Origin of the sequence: Vibrio sp. Y51_MX_L26, assembly GCF_024181935.1 — a bacterium.
Classification (GTDB): domain Bacteria; phylum Pseudomonadota; class Gammaproteobacteria; order Enterobacterales; family Vibrionaceae; genus Vibrio; species Vibrio diabolicus.
In genome coordinates, this window is sequence record NZ_JAMZAS010000001.1 from 1,339,719 (window position 1) to 1,361,330 (window position 21,612).

Here is a 21,612-nt window from a genome sequence, read left to right on the forward strand (position 1 = left end):
ACGAAATATTGACTACAATTTCACAACAAAAATTTTACAATGTGAATTTTACAAAATGTCTGTGTCAAAAAGCCTTATTCGTCAGTCCCATTTTCTAGGTACGAAAATTCGCAACCTAAGGAAAAACAACCATTTAACTATGGAGGATTTATCTGCACGCTGTGTAAGGATCAATCCTGAGTACGCACCGTCGGTATCTTACCTTTCGATGATAGAGCGCGGAAAACGCGTTCCGAGTATTGATATGCTCGAAGTAATCGCGGAAGTTTTTCAAAAAGATCCTGCGTGGTTTTTAGATGATGAACCGGAATTAGAAGCCATTACCCCCAACAAAGGGAATCGTGGCGGTATCAACGGTATGGCATTGGAGCCGAGCTTTTTGTTCTCCAATGATATTCTCCAAATCGCGATTCCAGAGATGTTGTCTCAAACAGGTATTACTGGACGTCAATTCGCCCACTTGTTGATCCGTGCGCACCAAGAAAACCATCAAAACCATTTTCCTGATTTAGAACGCGCAGCCGAAGAGGTCGGCTTGAAACGCCTGAATCTATCGGTAGAAGATCTGATAGATATTGCGAAAAGCATGGGGTTGGATATTCGCTGGGTAGACCGAGCACCACAGGATGTGATTGATGAACTGGGCGTCAGCGCCAAACAGTTGATTACGTCTTTCATGGAGCCACCTGGCACCATTTATCTCAATAAACGAATGCGTGACTACCCAACCCGATTGAAATATGACTTGGCGGTATACATCGGCCATCGCGTGCTCCATAGCAGTGATGCAATGAATAACGTTTTATCTATTGGGCATCAAAACAACTGGGAGCAAATGGACAGCCCAGTTTCCAACTCTGAGCTCAACTCGCAAGATATCCTACAAGCTTGGCGCGATTTTGAGTCCAGCTTTTTTGCTGGTGCCCTGCTTTGCCCCAAAGTACCATTTCGTCAGTTGCTTGACCGTTCCGGTTACGAAATTGATGTTCACAAAAAGGCCGGCGTTTCTCCTTCCGTTGCGATGCGTCGTATGACCGTGGTTTCTCCGTACCCTCATTGGCACTACTTTGATGCCTATGGTCCGGGCAAGTTGAAAGCGGTATATCGTGGAAATGGCATCCCGCTTCCTTGGGGCAATATGCGCAAAGTGAACGATCCTTGCCAACACTGGGCCGTATTTAGACGTCTAGCCCAACCTTTGGATACCAGTTCAGCGCAAATTTCGATTTTGAATGTGGGCGACGAGCCACGTATTTACTGTTGTGAATCAGTCAACGTATTTGACCCTGCGGGGAACAACCGAGTGTTGTGCGCGGGGATAGATTTAAACCCTGCGATTTCTGCACAAGGTGGTGATGCGGTTTCTATTGCGGAAGAGCTGAAGTCACTTTGTGTCGCTTCCGGCGGAAGTAGTGTCATTCCTCCCCACATCAAAAAAGACTTAACGACCATCGCTAAGATATTAAACATCAATTGGATAGAACGAGGTATTCAAACCCAAGCTAGGCTAATCTGCTCAAGAGGGGCCGTTTGTCCAAGGCAGCCTAGTTGTTACAGTAAGTGCGGAGAAGCCGATGAGACAGGTGACAACGTGAATATTATTGGTCTCTAGAAAGAAAAAACGCCAATCACAATAATCGTGATTGGCGGTATATACTTGTGAACAATGTGTATTCACTAACAACGTCAGTTGGCTAGGTGACCCTCGGCTTAATAAGGGTCACTCTAGATAAAGCACGATGCGTGCCAACTTTAAAAAGGCCGTTTTTTAATAGATCCAGATGCATATCGTTGCTTTATTAACCATAAATTTCGCAAACTGCATTTGCAAAATGCAACAACATGCAAATATGCCACTTCATGCACTGCTAATAATGACTCTCTCAGCAAAGAGTCTATTAACATGTAAAGTCATATATTCTTATACCCAAATGATGGTGAGATTTCGGATTCTTAACCTTACCACTGCTCCAAAGCCCTGATTGAAACTGGGCTCAGGTTCATCCGCCATGTTTTTGTTGATACATTCTCTCATCGGCTATTTTCATCATTTGCTCTGGAGATGACATGTCCGGATCAAATATCGCGTACCCAATGCTGGTTCTCAGGTAGATGAGCGCTTCATCGTAAATCACGGGCGTCGAACATAAAGCTAACCTGAGCTTTTGTAGCAGAGACTGAACATTTTCTTCCGTCCCAGGGTTATGAACGACAACTAAAAACTCATCCCCTCCCATTCGGGCCACAATATCTGATTTACGCAGAGAGCTTTTCACTCTTTCAGCCGTAGCGACTAAGACCTTGTCGCCTGCGTCATGACCATAGGTATCGTTAATATGTTTAAACCTATCCAGATCTATATTGATTAAGGCGAAGCTGTAACGCTTTTTGTAACGTTTCGCTATTTCAAACTGCTGCTTGTAAAACTTCATAAAATAGCGACGGTTTGGTAAGTGCGTCAGTTCATCATGCAGTGCTCTATCATCCGCAATGGTGTACAAGCGATAAATCGCAATAAGCGCGAGGCTCAGTGCAAAAACAATGGGATAACCGATAAGCCTTGCTAAATAAAGCTGATGCCAAGGAATTTGACGGTCGAGTTTGTCTCCGGAGAAAACCACCATACTCCATCCACCATAAGGAAAATGAACCATTTCTTTCGCGTATGGCTTTTTGGTTTCACTCAGTGCGCCAAAGAAAACGTCACCAAAAGCACCGCCACTGTCGTAACCACGAATCATCAAAGGATAGCGATAAGAGAAATCGATCACGCCAGTTTCTCGCATCAGAGCATCAAAATTAATCACCGCACTGATCACACCCCAATAATCTTGGTTCAACGGTGGATCAAGAAAAACCGGAACCCGCACGATCAAGCCTTTGCCGCCTTGAATCAAGTTGACAGGCCCTGCTATAAATATTTCTTGTATATCCTTAGCTTTTTGTACCTGTACCCACTGCTGTGGCACCGTTCGGTAATCGAGGCCGATTAAACGCTCATTACCTTGGCGGGGAAATATATGACTGATAACATCATTCTTCGCAATGCCAATGATCGTAATATGTTTGCTTTTGCTCAGAATGCGGTGAGCCGCAATGTTCAATTCGTCTTCTTGGTTTTTAGGCAGTAAAGTAATAAGTGTCGCCAAGGTACTGGCTTTATAGATATCCGCCATAAGTACCGCTTCCAAATTGGAACGGAGGGTGGAAAGTTGCTCTTTGGCCTCAACTTGAACTCGCTCTTGGTGAAGCTCTTGCTGATTTCGATGCAACAGCTCAATAACCCCAACGCATAAAGCGAAAAAACAGAGGAAGAACAATGCAAAATAGCATCGCTTTCTGGGTAAATAACGCATTTTCTCCCCACAACTCGTATATCGTTACGAGATTTTTATTTATTGTTAAAATTCTTATTATCACAAGAATAACCAATCCCAATCGGAAAGGTAACAGTGATTAAAATTTTTTATGTTTTAGGTATGAGATGATGCATCAACAAGGCGATTTATTTGGCGGTACTCAGTGGCAAGAAGTAGAAAGGGGTAAACTCTATTACGATCCTTACTTTCTTAGCAATCTAGAAGCGGATCACTACTTTGACCAACTTCTGGAAACACTGCCATGGCATCAAGAGCGCATTACCATGTTCGGCAAGTCAGTACTTCAACCTCGTTTACAAGCGTGGCACGGTGATGCAGCATATACTTACTCAGGCTTAACCATGCAGCCTCACCCTTGGACTCCTGAGTTAACTCAGCTCAAAGTGCGCTGCGAGTCGATTGCGGATGTAGCCTTCAACTCTGTACTTGCCAACCTATACCGACACGGCCAAGATTCGATGGGCTGGCACCAAGACAATGAACCAGAGCTAGGTAGAAATCCGGTTATCGCCTCTTTGAATTTAGGTGAAACACGTCGATTTTTGCTCAGAAATTTACATTGTAAAACTGAGATTGAATATGAGCTTTCTCACGGCTCCTTACTGGTTATGGCTGGCGAGCTCCAACATCACTGGAAACACTGTGTACCAAAAACCGCGAAAACCAAAGGTGAACGTATCAATCTGACTTTCGACAGATTTTTTAACTATTGACTCAGCTTTTACATTCTTAATTAATATTGATGATAGGTTTAGATTCAGGACTTCATAGGGAATGGATTTATGCGTATCAAACCTCTTAGCTTAGCGGTCTTACTCTCTTGCTCACTTACCTTTGCTGTTCAGGCATCACAGGAAGAGATACCGCTCCTAGATAATGCTCAATCAGCACAGTTGATTCGTAGTACCTACGAGCAGGAACTGTTCACTTTACCTGCGTTTAAAGAGGGGCACTTTGGCTTACGCATGTACCGCCAGACGTTAGATGAGAAATATCACGCTGCCGTTTGGACCGACATGGCACAAGTAGCTAGCCGATTAAACCGATTTGCTAATGAAGTCGTTGAACCTGAAGATATTATTCTTTATTCATCACAAAGATTGACTGCGTATCAAGAGAAAGAAAGTGAGCGAGGGCAACGACGCTATACCGTCACTAAACACCATCCTGAATATCTTTATCTTGGCGTGGATTTGCTTGGCGCAATGGCAAGAGCAAACGAATATGGTCTGAAACATAAGCAAGACAAAACGCTGAGAAAGATCCTGAGGCGCTACGATTTCTCGCGTTACGTTACGGACAAAGAGATGATAGAGGCATGGGCAGCTCAGCTCGCAAACCAAGTCTACTGGCTTCGCCAGCTTGGTGAGCAAGATGTGGTCGACGAATTCACTCAAACCTTCCGTAACACCTACCCTGACGATAAAGATAAGATGCTTTCAGCTCAGCAGTATTGGAATAAACTCTATGGTATGACGCACATCATCTTTGCCGACTCACAGTACTATCAAGAACAAGTAAGCGAAAAGAAACACCAATGGATTTATGATTACTTTCGCAACAACATCGACACTATCCTACTGCGCGCCAAAGAAGACGTAATTGCAGAAGTCGGCATTTCGTTTTTGTTAGCAGGCTTGGATCACGATCCGGTCGTAAAGAAAACCCGCCAAGCCATTCGTCACGCAATCAACGCTGAAAAAGGGATGATTCCATCGGTCGATGGGAGTTTTGATCTCAAGTACGGCGAGCACCGTAATGTCCTAGCCATCATGCTGCTCGATTGGAAAGGGGTACATAAAGCGCCAACTTATCAAGAGCACCCTGACGCTTTTAAATCAATACCCTACGGCTTAATACCTAAGCCTTAGAAATAATAAAACCCGCCATTTAGGCGGGTTTTTAGTGTGCATCTTCAATCTAAATTAGAGCGAGATGAAAATGCCCGCTAAACACGCACTCATCAGGTTAGCGAGTGTGCCAGCAGCAACCGCTTTTAGGCCTAAACTTGCTACATCTTTGCGGCGCTCAGGTGCCATCACGCCGATAGAACCCAGCTGAATCGCAATTGAACCAATGTTTGCAAAGCCACACAACGCAAAAGTGATGATGACTTGAGTATGCTCAGACAGCGTCGCTTTGTGCTGTACAAAATCGATGAACGCGACAAATTCGTTCATCACCACTTTCTGACCAATGTATGAACCCGCAGCAAGAATTTCGTGGCTTGGCACACCAATCAACCACGCTAGAGGTGCAAACAAGTAACCAAAAATCGCTTGTAGCGTCACACCAGAGAAACCAAGTATGTCACCTAAGTTTTCTAGTCCCGTATTCACCATCGCGATAACACTAACAAAAGCGATAAGCATGGTACCAACAGCAACGGCCACTTTCATACCGCCCATGGCACCGCTTGCTAGCGCATCAATAACGTTGCTTTCTTCTGATTTATCTAGCTCAATATCGTTGTAGTCGCTTGGCGTTTGGCGTTCAGGAACAATGATTTTTGCCATCATCAAACTACCTGGAGCTGCCATAAAGCTTGCCGCAATCAAGTATTTTAGGTCGACACCTAAACCGGCATAACCACCAAGCACACTGCCCGCCACTGAAGCCATACCACCAGCCATCACAGCAAACAGTTCAGAGCGAGTCATGTTCGAAAGAAATGGACGAATAAGAAGTGGGGACTCGCCTTGAGATAAGAAAATGTTACCTGTTGCAACCAGAGACTCTGCTTTGCTAGTGCCCAAGAACTTCTGGATAGCGCCGCCAATAAATTGAATCACTTTTTGCATGATGCCCAAGTAGTAAAGGGCGGAGATAAGAGCACTGAAGAAGATGATGATAGGAAGGACACGAATAGCGAAGATAAAGCCAGAAGAAGCGAGGTCACCAAAGAGGAATTTAATCCCCTCATCAGCAAAGCTGAGTAGCCCCGCGACACCATTACTTAAACTCGCCAGCGCCGCCTGACCTAACGGGAAATAAAGCACTAAGGCAGCAAATCCCATTTGTAGCATCAAGGCGCGAGATACGGTTTTCCAATTAATGGAAGAACGGCCCTCAGAAAGTAGGAAAGCACAACCTAGCAGTGCAACAATACCAAATAGACTAAATAGAACACTCATGAGCTGGACCTACTGAACGTTGAAAAAGAAAAAAGAGCCAAAGGAATTGGCAGAAGAAAGGGACAACGCAGCGAGTGATAACTCGCCTTCAGATCCAGAATGTAGACAGAACGAATAGTTCGACATCTTATTTTTACCTTATACAAGCAATTGAACGTAGCTGGTCCGGTCCGTGGGGTCATTCACTGCTGGCGAGCGTATTGCTTAGCCTGCTCCATGTGACGGCTTGTATGGGTAAGGGTCCTGAACAACTAAACCCTAATTCCCGCTTAAACGGGACGCAAGTATAGCCAACAAAAAGAGATATTCATCACATTTATTTACGCAAACGTTCAAGCGTTCAAAATTTAGGCAAAAACGTTCTTTTGTCGTCATACTGTTAATAAAAGTAAGGGCATAAGGACAGACTTTTATGGTAAAAAACGCAAAAGTGACCAATAAATACGCAATCAAACTCGAAAGTTCCAAAATTCGTCATTTTGCTCTCGCCAACAGATGGATTTTGGTTATACAATTCGCGGTGCTTCTTTTCGAGGCCTCTGAGTATTCAGAGCATCATGATGCCGAGATGGTGAAATTGGTAGACACGCTAGCATGAGGTGCTAGTGCCTTTGGTGTGAGGGTTCGAGTCCCTCTCTCGGCACCATTATCCTTCTTCCCTAATTTTGTTCGAGTGTAATGCAAAGTTCTAAGCAGGCAAGACAGTCTACAGATGCTAACCAACTTCTGAGTGAGCTTGCGGTTCACGCTTTATTGCACCTGCACTTTAAAATTCACGCGTCCTCGCATGGCCTCTCCCTTAAAGAACGTAATGACTTACTTCAGAAATGGCTGAAACCAAAACTGAAGAGTAATCGCTATAAGCTGATTAAAAAGCCGTTAAAGTCTTTGACTCAACAGGCAAAAGGCGAGAACGGAAATCTGGAAGCGTTACTCGAACGTTGCGTGGGTGCAGATAAACCAAGTAACCCTCAACCTGATCTAGATAGCTACTTGCTGTTGATTAACGAGATTGAGAAGAAGTTGGGGACTACCGTATTATTATCTCGACCGGAAGACGTCGACTTATCTCACGACCAACACGGCTGTTTGCTGTGTGTGCTTTCTGAGAACTTAAATCAGCATTTCGATGATAATAACGCCCTAATCGCTCCTATTTCGATGCTGTTCCGTGGACCAATGAGCCAACGTTCACTTTTCCTTGGCAGTATTTACGCCAGTGGCACCTTCAATTATGAAGTGCAGTACCAGGACGATCAGTTCGTTCGCATTACATTAGAGTTGGCGTAAGTGTAACGCTAAGAAACAAATCGAAAAAGGCCGCGAAACTCGCGGCCTTTTGCTTATCTAGATTTAAACTTGAGTTAATCGATCTCTTTAAACCGAGCAGTAAAGTGGCGCAGCACTGGTGGTTCATACTCAAAAGTGAGCCCTTTTAACTCATGTGCACGATTTTTCAGTTCTATAATCGCATCCGCAATGTAATCCATATGGTCGTTGGTATAGACGCGGCGTGGAATGGTCAAACGCATTAATTCTAACTCTGACGCTTTTTGTTTACCCGTATCAGGGTCACGACCAAGCAGTAGTGATCCTATCTCTACTGCGCGAATGCCCGCTTCCAAGTACAAAGCATTACACAATACCTGCGCTGGGAACTGATCCGCTGGAATGTGTGGCAAAATCTTAGCGGCATCCACAAACACCGCGTGACCTCCCGTTGGGTATTGAATCGGAATACCGCCTTCACGTAAGCGTTCACCTAAGTATTGAACTTGGCTAATTCGGTAGTGAAGAAAATCTTCATCTGCCGCTTCATACAAACCGCGAGCGAGCGCTTCCATATCACGCCCAGCCATGCCGCCGTATGTTACAAATCCTTCCATGGGTACGCAGCGCGTCTGCACCGCCTGGAACAACTCCTTATGGTCACGAATACAACACATGCCACCAATGTTTACCATCGGGTCTTTCTTAGCTGACATGGTGAGCATATCGCCGTATTGATACATCTCGCGAATGATTTCCAGAATCGATTTATCTTCGTACCCTTCTTCACGCTGCTTAATAAAGTAGGCGTTCTCACAGTAACGAGCCGAGTCAATCACCACCGGAATATCGTACTTGGTTGCGATTTCGTACACGCTGCGCATGTTTTCCATCGACACAGGCTGGCCACCGGAGCTATTACAAGTAATCGTGGTGATAATCGCACATATGTTATGTGAACCGTGCGCTTCAATTGTTGCCACCAGCTTATCGATATCAAAGTTGCCCTTCCAATCATAAGGCGTAGTGGTGTCGAATGCTTCTTCCGTTACCACGTTAATCGCTTTACCGCCATTGAGCTCGATGTGACCCGCGGTGGTATCAAAATGGTAGTTCGATATAAATACTGGCGTTTCACCACCACGAACCTGACGCATACGCTCAATCAAAGCTGGGAACAAAATTTGCTCGGCACCACGTCCTTGGTGCGCAGGCACGGTGAGCTTGTAACCAAAGAAGTGCTCTACTGCATCACACAGGTTGTAGTAATTTCGGCTACCCGCATAGGATTCATCCCCCATCATGATGCCAGCCCACTGATTATCGCTCATGGCACCAGTGCCAGAGTCAGTCAGCAAATCGATATAAACATCATCACTACGAAGAAGAAATGGGTTATAACCCGCTTCTTTTAACGCGACTTCACGGTCTGCCAAAGTGGTCATTTTGATTGGCTCAACCATTTTGATACGGAAAGGTTCTGGAATACGTTTCATTGTTAATTTCCTTATACGCATTGTCCTACGCGCTATCACGTAAGACTAAAAAACAAATAGATAAAATGCTTTTCAATGCGGTTGCATTGAGGAAATCAACGAGAAGAGATTTTACTAAGAAGAGACAAGCAGTAGTCTAGGTTGTACCAGAACGACAGCACCAAACGGCTATCGAGAATATCCTTTATTCTCATCGTCTTCGTCCTCCTGATAAAAATAAAAAGCCAGAAACCCCATGTTTCTGACCTTTTCAATATAGTGCAGTTTTCAATCAACTTTCAGTGAGGTCACCCTCATTTTAAGAAGGTCTCGCCCTTTTCATTCTGCGTTTGATATTACTTTCTTTGACTAAATAATCGAAAAGTGGCGCGAATAAGTTAGCAAATAGAATCGCTAACATGATGCCTTCTGGATACGCTGGGTTCAGCACTCGGATAAAAATCGTCATCACACCGATTAATAGTCCGTATGCCCATTTACCGCCATTGGTAAAAGCCGCCGAGACGGGATCTGTCGCCATAAAGAAGGAACCAAACGCGACCCCACCAATCACGAAGTGCCAGTAAAACGGCATGGAGAACATTGGGTTAGAGTCCGAACCGATCGCATTCAATAGTAATGAAGCCGCCACTAAACCAACCAACACGCCTGCAACGATTCGCCACGACGCAATCTTCATAAAGATAAGAACCAAGCCTGTTAGTGTAATCAACAACGTGGAGACTTCACCCATCGAGCCTGGCAAATTACCAACAAAAGCATCTCCCCATGAAATTGGTTGTCCCGTCATATTATTTATCAAGGCACTTTGCCCACCTTCATACCATTGGCTAAGTGGAGTAGCGCCAGAGTAACCATCAGCCGCGACCCACACGGCACCACCGGACATGTTGGCAGGATAAGCAAAGTATAAGAACGCGCGCCCTGCCAGAGCTGGGTTTAGGAAGTTTCGCCCCGTACCACCGAAAATCTCCTTAGCCACAACAATACCGAAAGTGATACCCAAAGCCGCTTGCCACAGTGGAATTGTCGGAGGAAGGATCAGCGCAAAGAGTATAGAGCTGACAAAAAAACCTTCATTTACCTCGTGCTTTCGCACAATAGCAAACAGAACTTCCCAGAAACCACCAACGACAAACACCGTCGCATAAACCGGGAGAAAGTAAGTAGCACCAAGCCACATTTTACTTGCCCACCCCGCCTGTGAAACCGCATCTAACGAGCCCCATACCCAACTCAGTCGCCACGAAGAAGCCAGCGCTTGCTGAGCTGAGGCTTGATCCATTCCATACAACAAAGCATCGCTGGACTGCTGACCTATGTTGTACATACCCCAGAACATGGCAGGGAAGACCGCCAGCCACACCATGATCATTATACGTTTTAAATCGATGCTATCTCGAACGTGAGTCATGCCCTGATTAACCTTACCAGGCGTGTAAAAAATGGTTTCGACAGCTTCGAACAGTGGATAGAACTTGTGATACTTCCCACCTGGGCCAAACTTAGGTGTCGCTTTCTCAAAGTAGTGTTTAAGGCTCATAACAACTCCTCCTTTATCTAAAAGATGGTACGCACTGCCGTAAAAAGCGATCGTTTTTTAATCTCTTAGCCTTCCTTCTTCGTATTCCATTTTGTTCGTCGCTCTTCCCTCCTCTTTTCTAATTCGGCGAACTGTTAATTCGAAACTTAAAAGGGAATGCCCATGGACACACTCGCCATCGATTTAGCCAGATTCCAATTTGCCTTTACTGTCTCTTTCCACATCATTTTTCCAGCGTTTACGATTGGTTTGGCAAGTTACCTCGCCGTGTTAGAAGGCTTGTACTTAAAAACGGGCAACAAACAGTACATGCAGATCTATAAATACTGGCTCAAAATCTTTGCCATCAGTTTTGGTATGGGTGTGGTAAGTGGCATCGTGTTGAGCTATCAATTCGGGACCAACTGGAGCGTGTTTGCCGACAAAACAGGCCCAATCCTAGGCCCGCTAATGGGTTATGAAGTTTTTACTGCGTTTTTCCTCGAAGCGGGATTTTTAGGCGTGATGCTTTTCGGTATGGATAAGGCGGGTAAGAAGCTTCACTTCGCCGCAACTTGTATTGTTGCATTCGGGACGTTTTTGTCTGCGTTTTGGATACTTTCGGTTAATAGTTGGATGCAAACACCAGCGGGCTATAGTATCAACGAAGCCGGACAGTTTATCCCAAAAGACTGGTGGGCGATTGTCTTCAACCCTTCTTTCCCTTACCGGCTCGTTCATATGTTGCTCGCCGCTTACCTTACTACTGCTTTTGTTGTAGCCGGCGTTGCCGCTTATCACTTGCTAAAAGCAAACCATAACCCTCTAGCCAGAATTATGTTCTCGATGGCAATGTGGATGGCTGCCATCGTGACACCAATTCAAATCGTTGCTGGAGACATGCATGGATTAAACACCCTTGAACATCAACCCGCCAAAGTCGCCGCGATGGAAGGGCACTATGAGTCTCACCAAGGCGCGCCATTGATCCTCTTCGGTATCCCTAACGATGAAGAAAAACGTATGGAATACGCACTGGAAATCCCCAAACTCGGTAGTTTGATCTTAACTCATGACCTCAACGGTGAAGTGAAGGGATTAGATGCTTTTCCAGAGGAGGAACACCCTCCTGTATCTATCGTTTTCTGGTCTTTCCGAGTAATGGTCGCGCTTGGTTTTGGCATGCTTGTTATTGGTTTGTGGAGCCTATGGCTAAGAAAACGTCGCAAACTTTTTGATTCAAGGGCACTTCAACGTATTTGTGTCCTGTTTACCCCAGCGGGGTTCATTGCAGTTTTAGCAGGCTGGATAACCACCGAAGTCGGTCGCCAGCCTTACACCGTATACGGTCTTTTAACCACAGCCAATTCGGCATCGCCTATTGATGCCGCCGCGGTGAGCGTCTCCCTGACGGCGTTCATCGTGGTTTACTTTGTGGTTTTTGGAGCTGGCTTCTTCTATCTCCTACGTTTGATGCGCAAGTCTCCAACTCGATATGAAGAAGGTCTAGATAGCCGACTTCCTGATGGCACGAAAACCGATGCCATCACACATTCTAACCATCTAACCTAGGAGCTAACTCATGGATTACGCATTAATTTGGTACGCTTTGATTGGGCTCGCCGTTCTGATTTATGTCGTGTTAGATGGCTTTGATCTCGGTATTGGTATCCTATTCCTTAGCGCTAATGACGATGAAGAGCGCGACATGATGATGAACAGCATCGCTCCTGTTTGGGATGGGAATGAAACTTGGCTAGTTCTTGGCGGTGGTGGGCTTTTTGCCGTGTTCCCCCTCGCCTACGCGGTCATTATGCCAGCACTCTATGCTCCCCTGATTTTAATGCTGCTCGGGTTAATTCTGCGCGGGGTTTCTTTTGAGTATCGCTTCCGAACACAACGCGGAAAGTTTTTATGGGATAGCGCTTTTTTCATTGGTTCACTCACCGCGGCATTGATGCAAGGCATTATGCTTGGAACCCTGCTCCAAGGTATAGGGGTTAGTGAACGAGCTTACGCAGGTGGATGGTTTGATTGGCTTTCGCCATTTAGCGTATTTTGTGGCTTGGCGCTTGTCTGTGCTTATATTCTGCTCGGTTCATGCTGGTTATTAATCAAGCTTCCAGAAGAGCTGATGGGGTGCTATTACGTGGTCGCGCGACGATGGGGACTAGCGATGGTAGCCTGTATATTCATCGCCAGTTTGTGGCTGCCATTGAGCCAAAATATCGTATTTGAACGTTGGTTCTCATTACCAAACTCGCTGCTGTTTTTCATTTTACCAATCATTGCAGCGGCACTCATTTGGCAGCTATTCAAAGCCTTACTCGACCACAAAGCTGTTCGTGCCTATGTACTTGCCATCGGCCTGTTTCTTGTTTCCGCGATGGGTTTCGGTGTCAGTACATTTCCTTACTTGGTTCCCTTCGCACTCACTTATCAAGACGTCGCCGCGCCAGATAAAAGTTTGGCATTTTTACTTGCCGGTGCGGTGGTATTACTTCCTCTGATCATAGCCTACACGGCTTATTCGTATTGGGTTTTCCGCGGTAAGATGAAACGTGGAGAGGGATATCACTAATGAAACTAAAACCCATTTTGTGGTTCATTGGTATTTGGCTGGCAAGCGTGGTCGCCTTGTTTATCATCAGTTCGTTGATACGAGCTGCGATATTGTAGGCCAAGAGTCTACTGCACCACATCTGAAGTCATTGAGGTCTATACTCAAGCAAGAGTAAAACAACGGAGTGTTTTTATGACCTTAAAGCAGATTCTGGCAACTTTGATTCCTTTGACAGGTCTACTGTTTTCACCAAATGCATTGTCCGTAGACAAGCAGATGTCATCCGCCATGAAAAGTAAAATGCGGTCTATTTGCTCCACAACAGACAAACAGGGCCATTGGCAAATTGCTGAAGCAACTCCTGACGCCAGACGCTCACTCAACATGGTGCTTTATCAAATGAATGCCGATGATAAATTGAAAGCAATTCATGAGGTGAGAACGAAAATGGTCGGCGGCACCCATTATGCATTTGAGTTCGAGTTGCAAGATGGCCAAGTCTGGAATGCGATTGTGTTGCACAGTGCCCGAGGCGATTACATGATAGAAAGACACGCCAAGAAAGGTGAGCTTTGCTCCAAAGAGCAATAAACACTACAGCTCTACAGTCAAAACAGTAAAGGCGACTGAGTCAGTCGCCTTTACTGTGGGTATGTTTAGGTATCGCTTCAAAAGCTTGGGAAAAGTAATAGCTTTTAACCTGAGGTCTAATCAAATCACAAGCTAACCCAAGGTCATCATGCTTTGTGAAAGGTAAATGTTCTGATAGAACCTCTTTTGACTTTTTATCAACCGTTTTAAAAGATTCAATAATTCTTAGAGGAACGTGAAACTGATGATCTCTCACGAGAAAGAAATAGTATTGGAGATGCTCGCCATATGTCGCAGCGTTATTAATCTCGCTACCAATTTTCACAGCTTCAACACGACTGCCTTCACAATCAAATTTAAACACATTGGTAATTTCTGCTTCCATAGAGCCTGGTACATAAACGATATAGCCAGCACTGAGCTCATGACCAATTAATACATAGCTCTCGTCGCGCTCATGCAGTTGATACGCAAAAGAATGAAATGCACTACAAAGTAAAATGAATCCAAGCCGTTTCTTCATTTTGTCTTCAACTCATTTATGACTTTACGTACGAAGTTTGCCTTAGCATCCGTATATTTTTCGATGGTAATTTCAGCTTGTTCCACCAAAGAAAGTTTTAGAGAAACATGAGGAAAGTGCGCAATACCTAGTACCATATCGATAATAGGTTTGGCAGGCATATCCAAAATGGCAGTACTGCCAATATGCTCGATTTGAGTTGACATCATCTCCGTCACTAACGCCAGTTCAGATCGGCTGCGTGCAAAATCCTGTCGCCATGCAGGATCATGCTGAACAACACCTACGTTGTAATTGGCTAAACCTAATTTCATCCATCCCTCTCCTAATAAACCCAAATATCATAAGAAGGAAATTATCCAATCACCAAAGTAAAAGCCAAACTTCCGGCACACCCGACACTAATTACTCAACAAATAGAGTCATCTCTGGTGTACTTTTGGTTTGGCTTTCTACTGTTAAACCGTCTCGGTTTTCGCCTCTATCTTCTCATTCACCTTATCGCAAATGTACTCCCCAATGGGCATTGCAGATGTCGCAGCAGGAGAGGGGGCGTTGCAAACGTGCAGGCTTCTGGCGCTCTCGGCAAACAAGAAGTCATGAACCAAGGTTCCATCAGATAACACAGCTTGCGCACGAATACCCGCAGGATATGGTTTGAGATCTTCTACCTTGATGCTAGGGCAATATTTGTTGACCAATTTCAGATAGCCCGGCTTCCACCACGAGTTCTTAAACTCACCCAGTCCGGTTTTTAGATGCTTTTGTGTCACCTTCCAGAAACCGGAGAAACTGAGCATTTGCATGGTATCTTGCAGGCTAAAATTAACCTTGTCGTACCCTTCTCGCTTCCAACCTTGCACCGCATTTGGACCAACAGTCACACTGCCATCAATCATGCGAGTTAGGTGGACACCTAAGAATGGCAAATCAGGGTCGGGAATTGGATAAATAAGATGATTCACCACTTGGTCGTGTTTGCTATCTAAGCGGTAGTATTCACCACGATAAGGGATGATCTGAAAATCGGTTGGAATACCCATCATCTTAGTCATACGATCCGCCATCAAGCCGCTGCAAGTAACCAAGAACTTGGTATTAAGCTGCATCGTTTGACCATCTGAAATGCAGGTCAGTTGGACTTCTTCGTCCTTCTCTTCGGCAGCCACCACTTTGGTTCTCAGGCTAATTTGCCCGCCGAGCTTTTGGAACTCTTCCGCCATCTGCTCAGTGACCAAACGATAATCGACAATACTGGTGGTTTTGACATAAATCGCGCCCAAGCCAGTGATGTTTGGCTCAGCCAGCTTGAGTTGAACTTCATCGAGTAGCTTTACGTCGATGCCGTTGACATGACAGCGCTCATAAAGCGCATTCATGCGTTCGACTTCTTGCTCGTTGGTCGCAACCAGTAACTTGCCACAGTTCTCCACCGGAATATCGTGCTCGGCGCAGAACGAAATGGTTCGCTCTACCCCTCGCTTACAAAAATCCGCCTTTAAGCTGCCCGGCGCGTAGTACACCCCGGCATGAATCACGCCGCTATTGTGTCCGGTTTGGTGCTTGGCAAAACCGGACTCTTTCTCAACCAATAAAATGGATTTGTCTGGGTGACGCTGCTGCAGTTGCCATGCCGTCGACACACCAACGATACCGCCACCAACAATGATGTAGTCATAGACTGATTTCATACGACCTCTTATAAAACCGATAGTTGAGATTGTTGCAATTTGAACTTGCGACCACTGTAAATGAACACCGCGACAAATACCGCGCAGCTTGCCACACGAACCAACATTGGTATGTCGTGCCAAACCAGCAATGTACCCACCACTACCAACAAGAGACGCGTAAGAATGTTTAGAGGGCCTTCTAAGTAACCTTCAATCGCACCAATCAATGCATAGGTACCGATGATGGCAAAAAAGCCCACGGTAATTACCGACGTTACATCCCAACTGACTAAGCCTGTGTAAGCAATAAGTAGCGGCACAAGATACAAACCTTTGGCGATTTTCCATGCCATCAAACCAGTACGCATTGGCGGTGTTTTCGCTATGGTTGCTGCTGCAAATGCGGTCAAACACACTGGAGGCGTTACGTTACTGTCTTGCGATAACCAGAAGATGATGAGGTGAGCAGCCAGCAATGCCAAACCTACCGCTTCCATACCCAAACTTTGCTCTAGTAGGGTTTCCATAAAGTCCGCAGGAACTAGCGCCACCATTTCTTTCGCGGTTTCCAACGCCATTGGTGCATTAAGCAGTTCCAGCTTTTCTGGCGCCGCCAACATAAAGATGGCTTTCGCTTGTTCAGGCAATTGACCCGACACCATCAATTCAAGCAATTGGTTTTCCGCAATCAACTTGTAAAGCGCAGGGGCAGACAGTGTGCCCAATACAATATACGCCGCTGTCACGGGTAAACCCATGCCCAAAACAAGAGAAGCGAGTGCAATCAGAACAATCATAATGAACAAGTCGCCATTCGCCCAACCGTCGATCATCAGTGAGAACGTGTTGCCGATACCCGTTGTGCTGATCACGTTGATCACCAAACCGATACCCACTAGCAATACGGCTGTTGTCGCCATGTTTTTCGCGCCTTGCGAAAGTGCTTCGATGATCGCTTTTGGTCCCATCTTATGATCTTTCGAAAACCAAGAAGCCACCACCACTGAAATGATCGACAAGCCCGCAGCGTAAGTCGGTGTAAAGCCTTGAACCAACAAAGTAACCAACACCGCCAGCGGGATAAGGTTGTGCCAACCGCTGATCAGCACTTTCAATAGAGATTCATCGCTGGTCGTGATTTTTTGAACGCCGCTGCGTTTGGCTTCGATACGCACAAAGAACGCAACAGATAAGAAATAGATAAGAGCAGGAATAAAAGACACCGCGATGATATCAACATACGGAATTTGCGTGTAAGACGCCATGATGAAAGCACCCGCGCCCATTACTGGTGGCATCAACTGACCACCTGTCGACGCTGCAGCTTCAACCCCCGCCGCAAAGCGTGAAGGGAAACCTGCTTTTTGCATCAAAGGAATACTGATAACACCGGTGGAAACCGTATTTGCCACACTTGAGCCAGATACTGAGCCCATCAAACCGGAGCCAATCACCGCAATAAAACCCGGACCGCCGATGATTTTGCCTGCCGCAGCTCGTGCCACATTGATGATGTAATCACCGACACCAGAACGCACAAGAAACGCACCAAACAGAATGAACATAAATACGAAAGTCCAGCTGATGCGCGAGATAGAGCCAAACATGCCCTCAGAAGAATAGAAACTGCGGTAGAGCAAGGTCTCCATGCTCAACCCCGGGAAGTGGAAAATGCCTGTCGCCCACTTACCCCAAAGCACAACGTAACTCAGACACACCACAATCAGCACAGGAATAAACCAGCCCATGGTGCGTCGAATCAATTCAATAACAATCAGAATTGCCATGATGGCGAAGACCCAATCGCTGGTCACGAACTTCACGCCACGTTCATACAGCGCATCTTCGGCATAGGGAATGTAGAGCAAACACGCGACCGCGCCCATGGCAATTAACACATCGATGCCGAGTGCAATCTTACTCTGCTTGAGAGAGATATGAGCCGGATACCAAAGCGCACAAATCACCGCAAAGCCAGCAAAGTGGGTCGCGGAAATCCATAACTCTGGTAACGTCGATAAGGTATTAAACCAAATGTGCAAAGCAGACAACACCACGCCAAACACTGTGATTGTGGTGGTTACCCACGGAAAATCAGTGCGCGTGGGCAGCTCAAACTTCTGCAATTCCTTTTCTATTGAGTCGCTCATCTCATACTCCAAGCTCTGGCGGCTTTTTCCATCTTAGAAATCGGTAGGGATAAAATGCCCCAAGCCAAAACTCGGGGCCAAGTTAGCGTTATTTCGCCATTAGATCTGATGGGATTTCGATGCCCATTTCTTTGTAGTAACGTGCCGCACCTGGGTGAAGAGGCACTGGCAAGCCAGCGATCGCTTTCTCAATCGCCATTGCTTTTGTTGCTTTGTGGATGCCTTGTAGGAAAGGCAGGTTCTCGTAGATCGCTTTCGTTAGCTGGTAAACGTCTTCTTCCGAGATATCTTCACGAACTGCCAAGAAGTTTGGCTGTGCAATGGTGGTGATCGGCTTGTCTAAACCCGGGTACGTGTTCGCAGGAATTTCGTACTTCGTCCATAGGTTGTAGTTGCCGTTCGCCTCTTTGATTTGTTCGTCAGTAAACGAAAGAATCGAAATGTCTTTACCCAACGCAGCAAATGCCTGAGTGACCGCACCAACAGGTACACCTGCAGGCGTGTTCATGCCGTCAATGGTGCCGTTTTGAAGTGCGCTCGCACTGCCGCCGTAGCCCATGTAAGCAAGATTGAATTTATCAGGGTCGACCTTCAGACCTTTCATGATTTGACGACCAGAGTTCTCAGTACCAGAGTTCTTCTTACCGATAGAGAACTTCTTGCCATCTAGGTTGTTCAGGTCAGTCACTGTGCCCGTTTTTGCTAGGTCAGAGCGAACAATAAAGTGCTCAACGTTTTGCCACAGCATAGAGACTGAGCGCAGTTGTTCTTGACGACCGCTCTTCTCATAAGGACCTTCACCAGACCAAGCCCATGCACCGTAAAGACCTTGTAGAATCGCGAACTGTGCTTCGTTTTCGTTCAGCAGTTTGACGTTTTCACCAGAGCCCGCAGAGCTGATTGCAGAAAGGGAGAAGTGGTGCTTTGGTGCCAATTTCACTTTGCTTAACGTCGCAAGCGCTACGCCCACAGGGTAGTAAGTACCACCTGTCGATGCCGTTGCAAGAATGTAGCTACGATCCTCTGCCGCAGCATTAGCAGCAATACCAAAAGAAGTCACAGCGACAGCCAAAGCTTTTACCAGCTTATTCATTTTCATTATTACTCTCCGTGTAGTCGTTTCACGATTGGGGATTTACATCATGTTAAATCTTTATTAACAATACATTCCCTAGAGCAATTGAAATGCCAACTTTTAACCCTTTGTATTTATTGAACTAAGTGCTGAAAGACATCAAAAATGAGCAAAATCATGCTGATTTGATAGCAAAGTAATGAGCAAGATCTTGCTCATTGAAGAGAAGGACGTTGCACGCCTAGAGCGCAAAAGGTTAATAAAATGTGATCAAGACAAAATAAATACACGATTGGCTGATAAGCAATATTTTGCCGATGCAATTTTGAATTGAACTGCAACCAATGAGCGTCTTAACAATAAGAAGAAAAAGCGCATCATTCTGAACTGCTCACTTTATAAGCGGAGGCTTATAGCCTAAACGACTACAAATAGCACAAAAATACAGCAAAACAAGCCATGTTACAGAAATGAAAAGTCATTTATTCTAACTTTGAATTTAAAAATCAGTTCGATCCACCAGTTCAGAAACAAACATTGACCGTATCAACTTATTTTCTACTTCGGGGTTGTGCCAATAGCCCTATGTTCGTTAGGGTAACAACACGCCAAGGCAAACGTATTCCTTGGTATTTTTTCGTCATTAAGGATCACTCATGTCAGCAAGTGCGCAATTACAATTCGCTTTAAAACGCCCATCTGGCGTTGCTGCTGCGATCCTCCTGCTCTCTCTGGAACTGATTCAGAGCTGACAGGCTATATCTAAACTTTCTGTCAGCTTGAGAAGAAGCTGACGGGAACACCACATACTCCTCCCATTCCTTTCAGTTTCTTCCAAGCGAAACATAAGAGGAATAACAATGTTAAGCGCACGCAATATCGCCGCTTTGGGCTTCATGACTTTCGCCATGTACTTAGGCGCGGGTAACCTGATCTTCCCTCCATTTTTGGGTTATCAAGCAGGTGAAAACTTTCTGAGCGGGATGTCTGGCTTCCTCTTAACAGGCGTAGGTCTGCCTGCAATGGCGCTGGTGATGGTCGCTATCGTAAACGGTTCAGACAAATTAACCGCCGCCCTACCTAAACCTTTGGCGACCAGTTTTTGGGTGATGGTATTTATCGTGATTGGTCCTGCTTTCGTAATACCACGTGCGATTACCGTGGCTTACCAATTTAGCTTTGCACCAATGTTTGGTGATGCCGCTTTGGTGCCTTTCACAATTGCTTTCTGTGTTATCACCATTTTGTTTGCGCTATACCCGGGCAAATTGGTCGACAACCTAGGCAAGATCTTAACCCCTGCATTGATGGCTATTTTAGTGATCATGTCTGTGACCGCTCTGATTTACCCAACCGGCGAGCTAACTGCCGCAACGGGACCATACGTATCTGGCGCATTTGCTGAAGGCTTGACCCAAGGCTACATGACCATGGATGCACTAGGCTCTATCGGTTTTGGTTGGATTATCTTCCGTGCGATTCGCAGCATGGGTGTGGATTGTCCGAAAGCCACTGCAAAATACACACTAATTGCTGCTTTGATGTATGCAGTTGCCATGGCATTTGTTTACATCTCATTGGCTTACATTGGCTCAACAAGCTCATACTTAGGTTCTGAATTCAGCAATGGTGGCGACATCTTAACGGCATTCACCTTCAGCCACTTCGGCGCATTTGGTTCACTATTACTTGGTGCCGTGATGGTATTGGCGTGTTTGACTACTGCTATCGGCGTAACCACCGCAGGCAGTGAGTTTTACGACAACACTTTCAGCAAAGTGAACTACAAAGGCTGCGTGATCACGACCATGGTGTTGGCAGGTTTGATCGCTAACGTAGGTCTGGAGCAACTATTGGCTATCACAATGCCAGCAGTTGTGGCGCTTCACCCAGTCGCGATTGCGTTGATGATCATGGCACCAGTGCGCAACAAGATGTCGCAAATCATGGTCGTCGCGACGGCGTTCACTGCTCTAGCGTTTGGTTGTGTTGATGCGCTGCACATCCTAGGTTACATGCCAGATTCCACCGATGAGTGGATGGGTAATTACATGCCTCTGTACAATGACTTTGCTAGCTGGATTATGCCTAGCGTATTTATGATGATTGTTGGTCTGCTGTTTACGACGAAAACCAACCAAACCGAACAATTCGAGCTGGTAAATGAATAACCGTTTAACATAAGACATCACTCAATAAGTAAGTTAATATGTAGTTCGCTTATTGATATCAGGCA

The 21,612-nt window shown here is 45.7% G+C and carries 19 protein-coding genes and 1 tRNA gene; 11 read left to right on the top strand and 9 right to left on the bottom strand.

Features of this window, described 5'->3' with window-relative positions:
- Positions 1-55 precede the first annotated feature (55 nt).
- Entirely contained in the window at positions 56-1,612 is a 1,557-nt protein-coding gene (locus NL645_RS05870; RefSeq protein ID WP_104973366.1) for a DUF3612 domain-containing protein, read from the top strand.
- A 388-nt stretch (positions 1,613-2,000) separates the two neighbouring features.
- Here NL645_RS05870 and NL645_RS05875 read toward each other — a convergent pair whose 3' ends face one another.
- Positions 2,001-3,356 carry a diguanylate cyclase gene (locus NL645_RS05875; protein WP_006741266.1) on the bottom strand — a complete coding sequence of 452 codons (1,356 nt, stop codon included), beginning with the start codon at positions 3,354-3,356 and terminating at the stop codon, positions 2,001-2,003.
- Between the two features lie 131 nt (positions 3,357-3,487).
- On the opposite strand from NL645_RS05875, the gene NL645_RS05880 reads away from it, so the two are divergent.
- Positions 3,488-4,093 (top strand): alpha-ketoglutarate-dependent dioxygenase AlkB, encoded by a 606-nt coding sequence (locus tag NL645_RS05880; RefSeq protein ID WP_253651430.1) that lies wholly within the window; start codon positions 3,488-3,490, stop codon positions 4,091-4,093.
- 69 nt (positions 4,094-4,162) lie between these two features.
- A complete protein-coding gene (locus NL645_RS05885; RefSeq protein ID WP_253651387.1) occupies positions 4,163-5,251 on the top strand; it encodes a DUF3541 domain-containing protein in 1,089 nt (362 codons plus the stop codon).
- Positions 5,252-5,305: 54 nt separating this feature from the next.
- Here the strand turns inward: NL645_RS05885 and NL645_RS05890 are convergent, their stop codons facing one another.
- Complete coding sequence (locus tag NL645_RS05890; protein WP_005393641.1) at positions 5,306-6,514, bottom strand: NupC/NupG family nucleoside CNT transporter; 1,209 nt, start codon at positions 6,512-6,514, stop codon at positions 5,306-5,308.
- Positions 6,515-6,926: 412 nt separating this feature from the next.
- On the opposite strand from NL645_RS05890, the gene NL645_RS05895 reads away from it, so the two are divergent.
- The 3 genes from NL645_RS05895 to NL645_RS05905 all read left to right on the top strand — a co-directional run bounded on the left by NL645_RS05895 (position 6,927) and on the right by NL645_RS05905 (position 7,804).
- On the top strand, positions 6,927-7,112 hold the full coding sequence (locus tag NL645_RS05895; protein WP_203347698.1) for a hypothetical protein: 186 nt from the start codon (positions 6,927-6,929) through the stop codon (positions 7,110-7,112).
- Positions 7,077-7,160, top strand: a tRNA-Leu gene (locus tag NL645_RS05900). The genes NL645_RS05895 and NL645_RS05900 overlap by 36 nt, the downstream gene beginning before the upstream one ends.
- Positions 7,161-7,192: 32 nt before the next feature.
- Entirely contained in the window at positions 7,193-7,804 is a 612-nt protein-coding gene (locus NL645_RS05905; RefSeq protein ID WP_005374167.1) for a DUF2913 family protein, read from the top strand.
- A gap of 74 nt (positions 7,805-7,878) precedes the next feature.
- Here NL645_RS05905 and NL645_RS05910 read toward each other — a convergent pair whose 3' ends face one another.
- A complete protein-coding gene (locus NL645_RS05910) occupies positions 7,879-9,279 on the bottom strand; it encodes a tryptophanase (RefSeq protein ID WP_253651388.1) in 1,401 nt (466 codons plus the stop codon).
- A gap of 298 nt (positions 9,280-9,577) precedes the next feature.
- On the bottom strand, positions 9,578-10,822 hold the full coding sequence (locus NL645_RS05915) for an NADH:ubiquinone reductase (Na(+)-transporting) subunit B (RefSeq protein WP_253651389.1): 1,245 nt from the start codon (positions 10,820-10,822) through the stop codon (positions 9,578-9,580).
- A gap of 162 nt (positions 10,823-10,984) precedes the next feature.
- Here NL645_RS05915 and NL645_RS05920 point away from each other — a divergent pair, with 162 nt between their 5' ends.
- The 4 genes from NL645_RS05920 (at position 10,985) to NL645_RS05930 (ending at position 13,955) form a co-directional block, all read left to right on the top strand.
- On the top strand, positions 10,985-12,373 hold the full coding sequence (locus NL645_RS05920; RefSeq protein ID WP_253651390.1) for a cytochrome ubiquinol oxidase subunit I: 1,389 nt from the start codon (positions 10,985-10,987) through the stop codon (positions 12,371-12,373).
- A 10-nt stretch (positions 12,374-12,383) separates the two neighbouring features.
- Positions 12,384-13,382 carry a cytochrome d ubiquinol oxidase subunit II gene (gene cydB, locus NL645_RS05925; RefSeq protein WP_253651391.1) on the top strand — a complete coding sequence of 333 codons (999 nt, stop codon included), beginning with the start codon at positions 12,384-12,386 and terminating at the stop codon, positions 13,380-13,382.
- Positions 13,382-13,480 carry a DUF2474 family protein gene (locus tag NL645_RS23185; RefSeq protein ID WP_074189740.1) on the top strand — a complete coding sequence of 33 codons (99 nt, stop codon included), beginning with the start codon at positions 13,382-13,384 and terminating at the stop codon, positions 13,478-13,480. Before cydB ends, NL645_RS23185 begins: the two co-directional genes overlap by 1 nt.
- Before the next feature lie 76 nt (positions 13,481-13,556).
- Complete coding sequence (locus NL645_RS05930) at positions 13,557-13,955, top strand: hypothetical protein (RefSeq protein ID WP_046873883.1); 399 nt, start codon at positions 13,557-13,559, stop codon at positions 13,953-13,955.
- Positions 13,956-13,995: 40 nt separating this feature from the next.
- On the opposite strand, the gene NL645_RS05935 is transcribed toward NL645_RS05930, so the two are convergent.
- The 5 genes from NL645_RS05935 to NL645_RS05955 all read right to left on the bottom strand — a co-directional run bounded on the left by NL645_RS05935 (position 13,996) and on the right by NL645_RS05955 (position 19,400).
- Entirely contained in the window at positions 13,996-14,478 is a 483-nt protein-coding gene (locus NL645_RS05935) for a hypothetical protein (protein ID WP_005393627.1), read from the bottom strand.
- Positions 14,475-14,792: a GrpB family protein gene (locus NL645_RS05940; protein WP_253651392.1), complete on the bottom strand. Its 318-nt coding sequence runs from the start codon at positions 14,790-14,792 to the stop codon at positions 14,475-14,477. The genes NL645_RS05935 and NL645_RS05940 overlap by 4 nt, the downstream gene beginning before the upstream one ends.
- A 144-nt stretch (positions 14,793-14,936) precedes the next feature.
- Complete coding sequence (gene lhgO / locus NL645_RS05945) at positions 14,937-16,169, bottom strand: L-2-hydroxyglutarate oxidase (protein ID WP_253651393.1); 1,233 nt, start codon at positions 16,167-16,169, stop codon at positions 14,937-14,939.
- A gap of 8 nt (positions 16,170-16,177) precedes the next feature.
- Positions 16,178-18,301: a TRAP transporter permease gene (locus NL645_RS05950; RefSeq protein ID WP_009705104.1), complete on the bottom strand. Its 2,124-nt coding sequence runs from the start codon at positions 18,299-18,301 to the stop codon at positions 16,178-16,180.
- A gap of 88 nt (positions 18,302-18,389) precedes the next feature.
- Entirely contained in the window at positions 18,390-19,400 is a 1,011-nt protein-coding gene (locus tag NL645_RS05955; RefSeq protein ID WP_005374185.1) for a TAXI family TRAP transporter solute-binding subunit, read from the bottom strand.
- Between the two features lie 836 nt (positions 19,401-20,236).
- Between NL645_RS05955 and brnQ the strand changes: the two genes are divergently transcribed.
- Entirely contained in the window at positions 20,237-21,547 is a 1,311-nt protein-coding gene (gene brnQ, locus NL645_RS05960) for a branched-chain amino acid transport system II carrier protein (RefSeq protein ID WP_253651394.1), read from the top strand.
- Positions 21,548-21,612 lie beyond the last annotated feature (65 nt).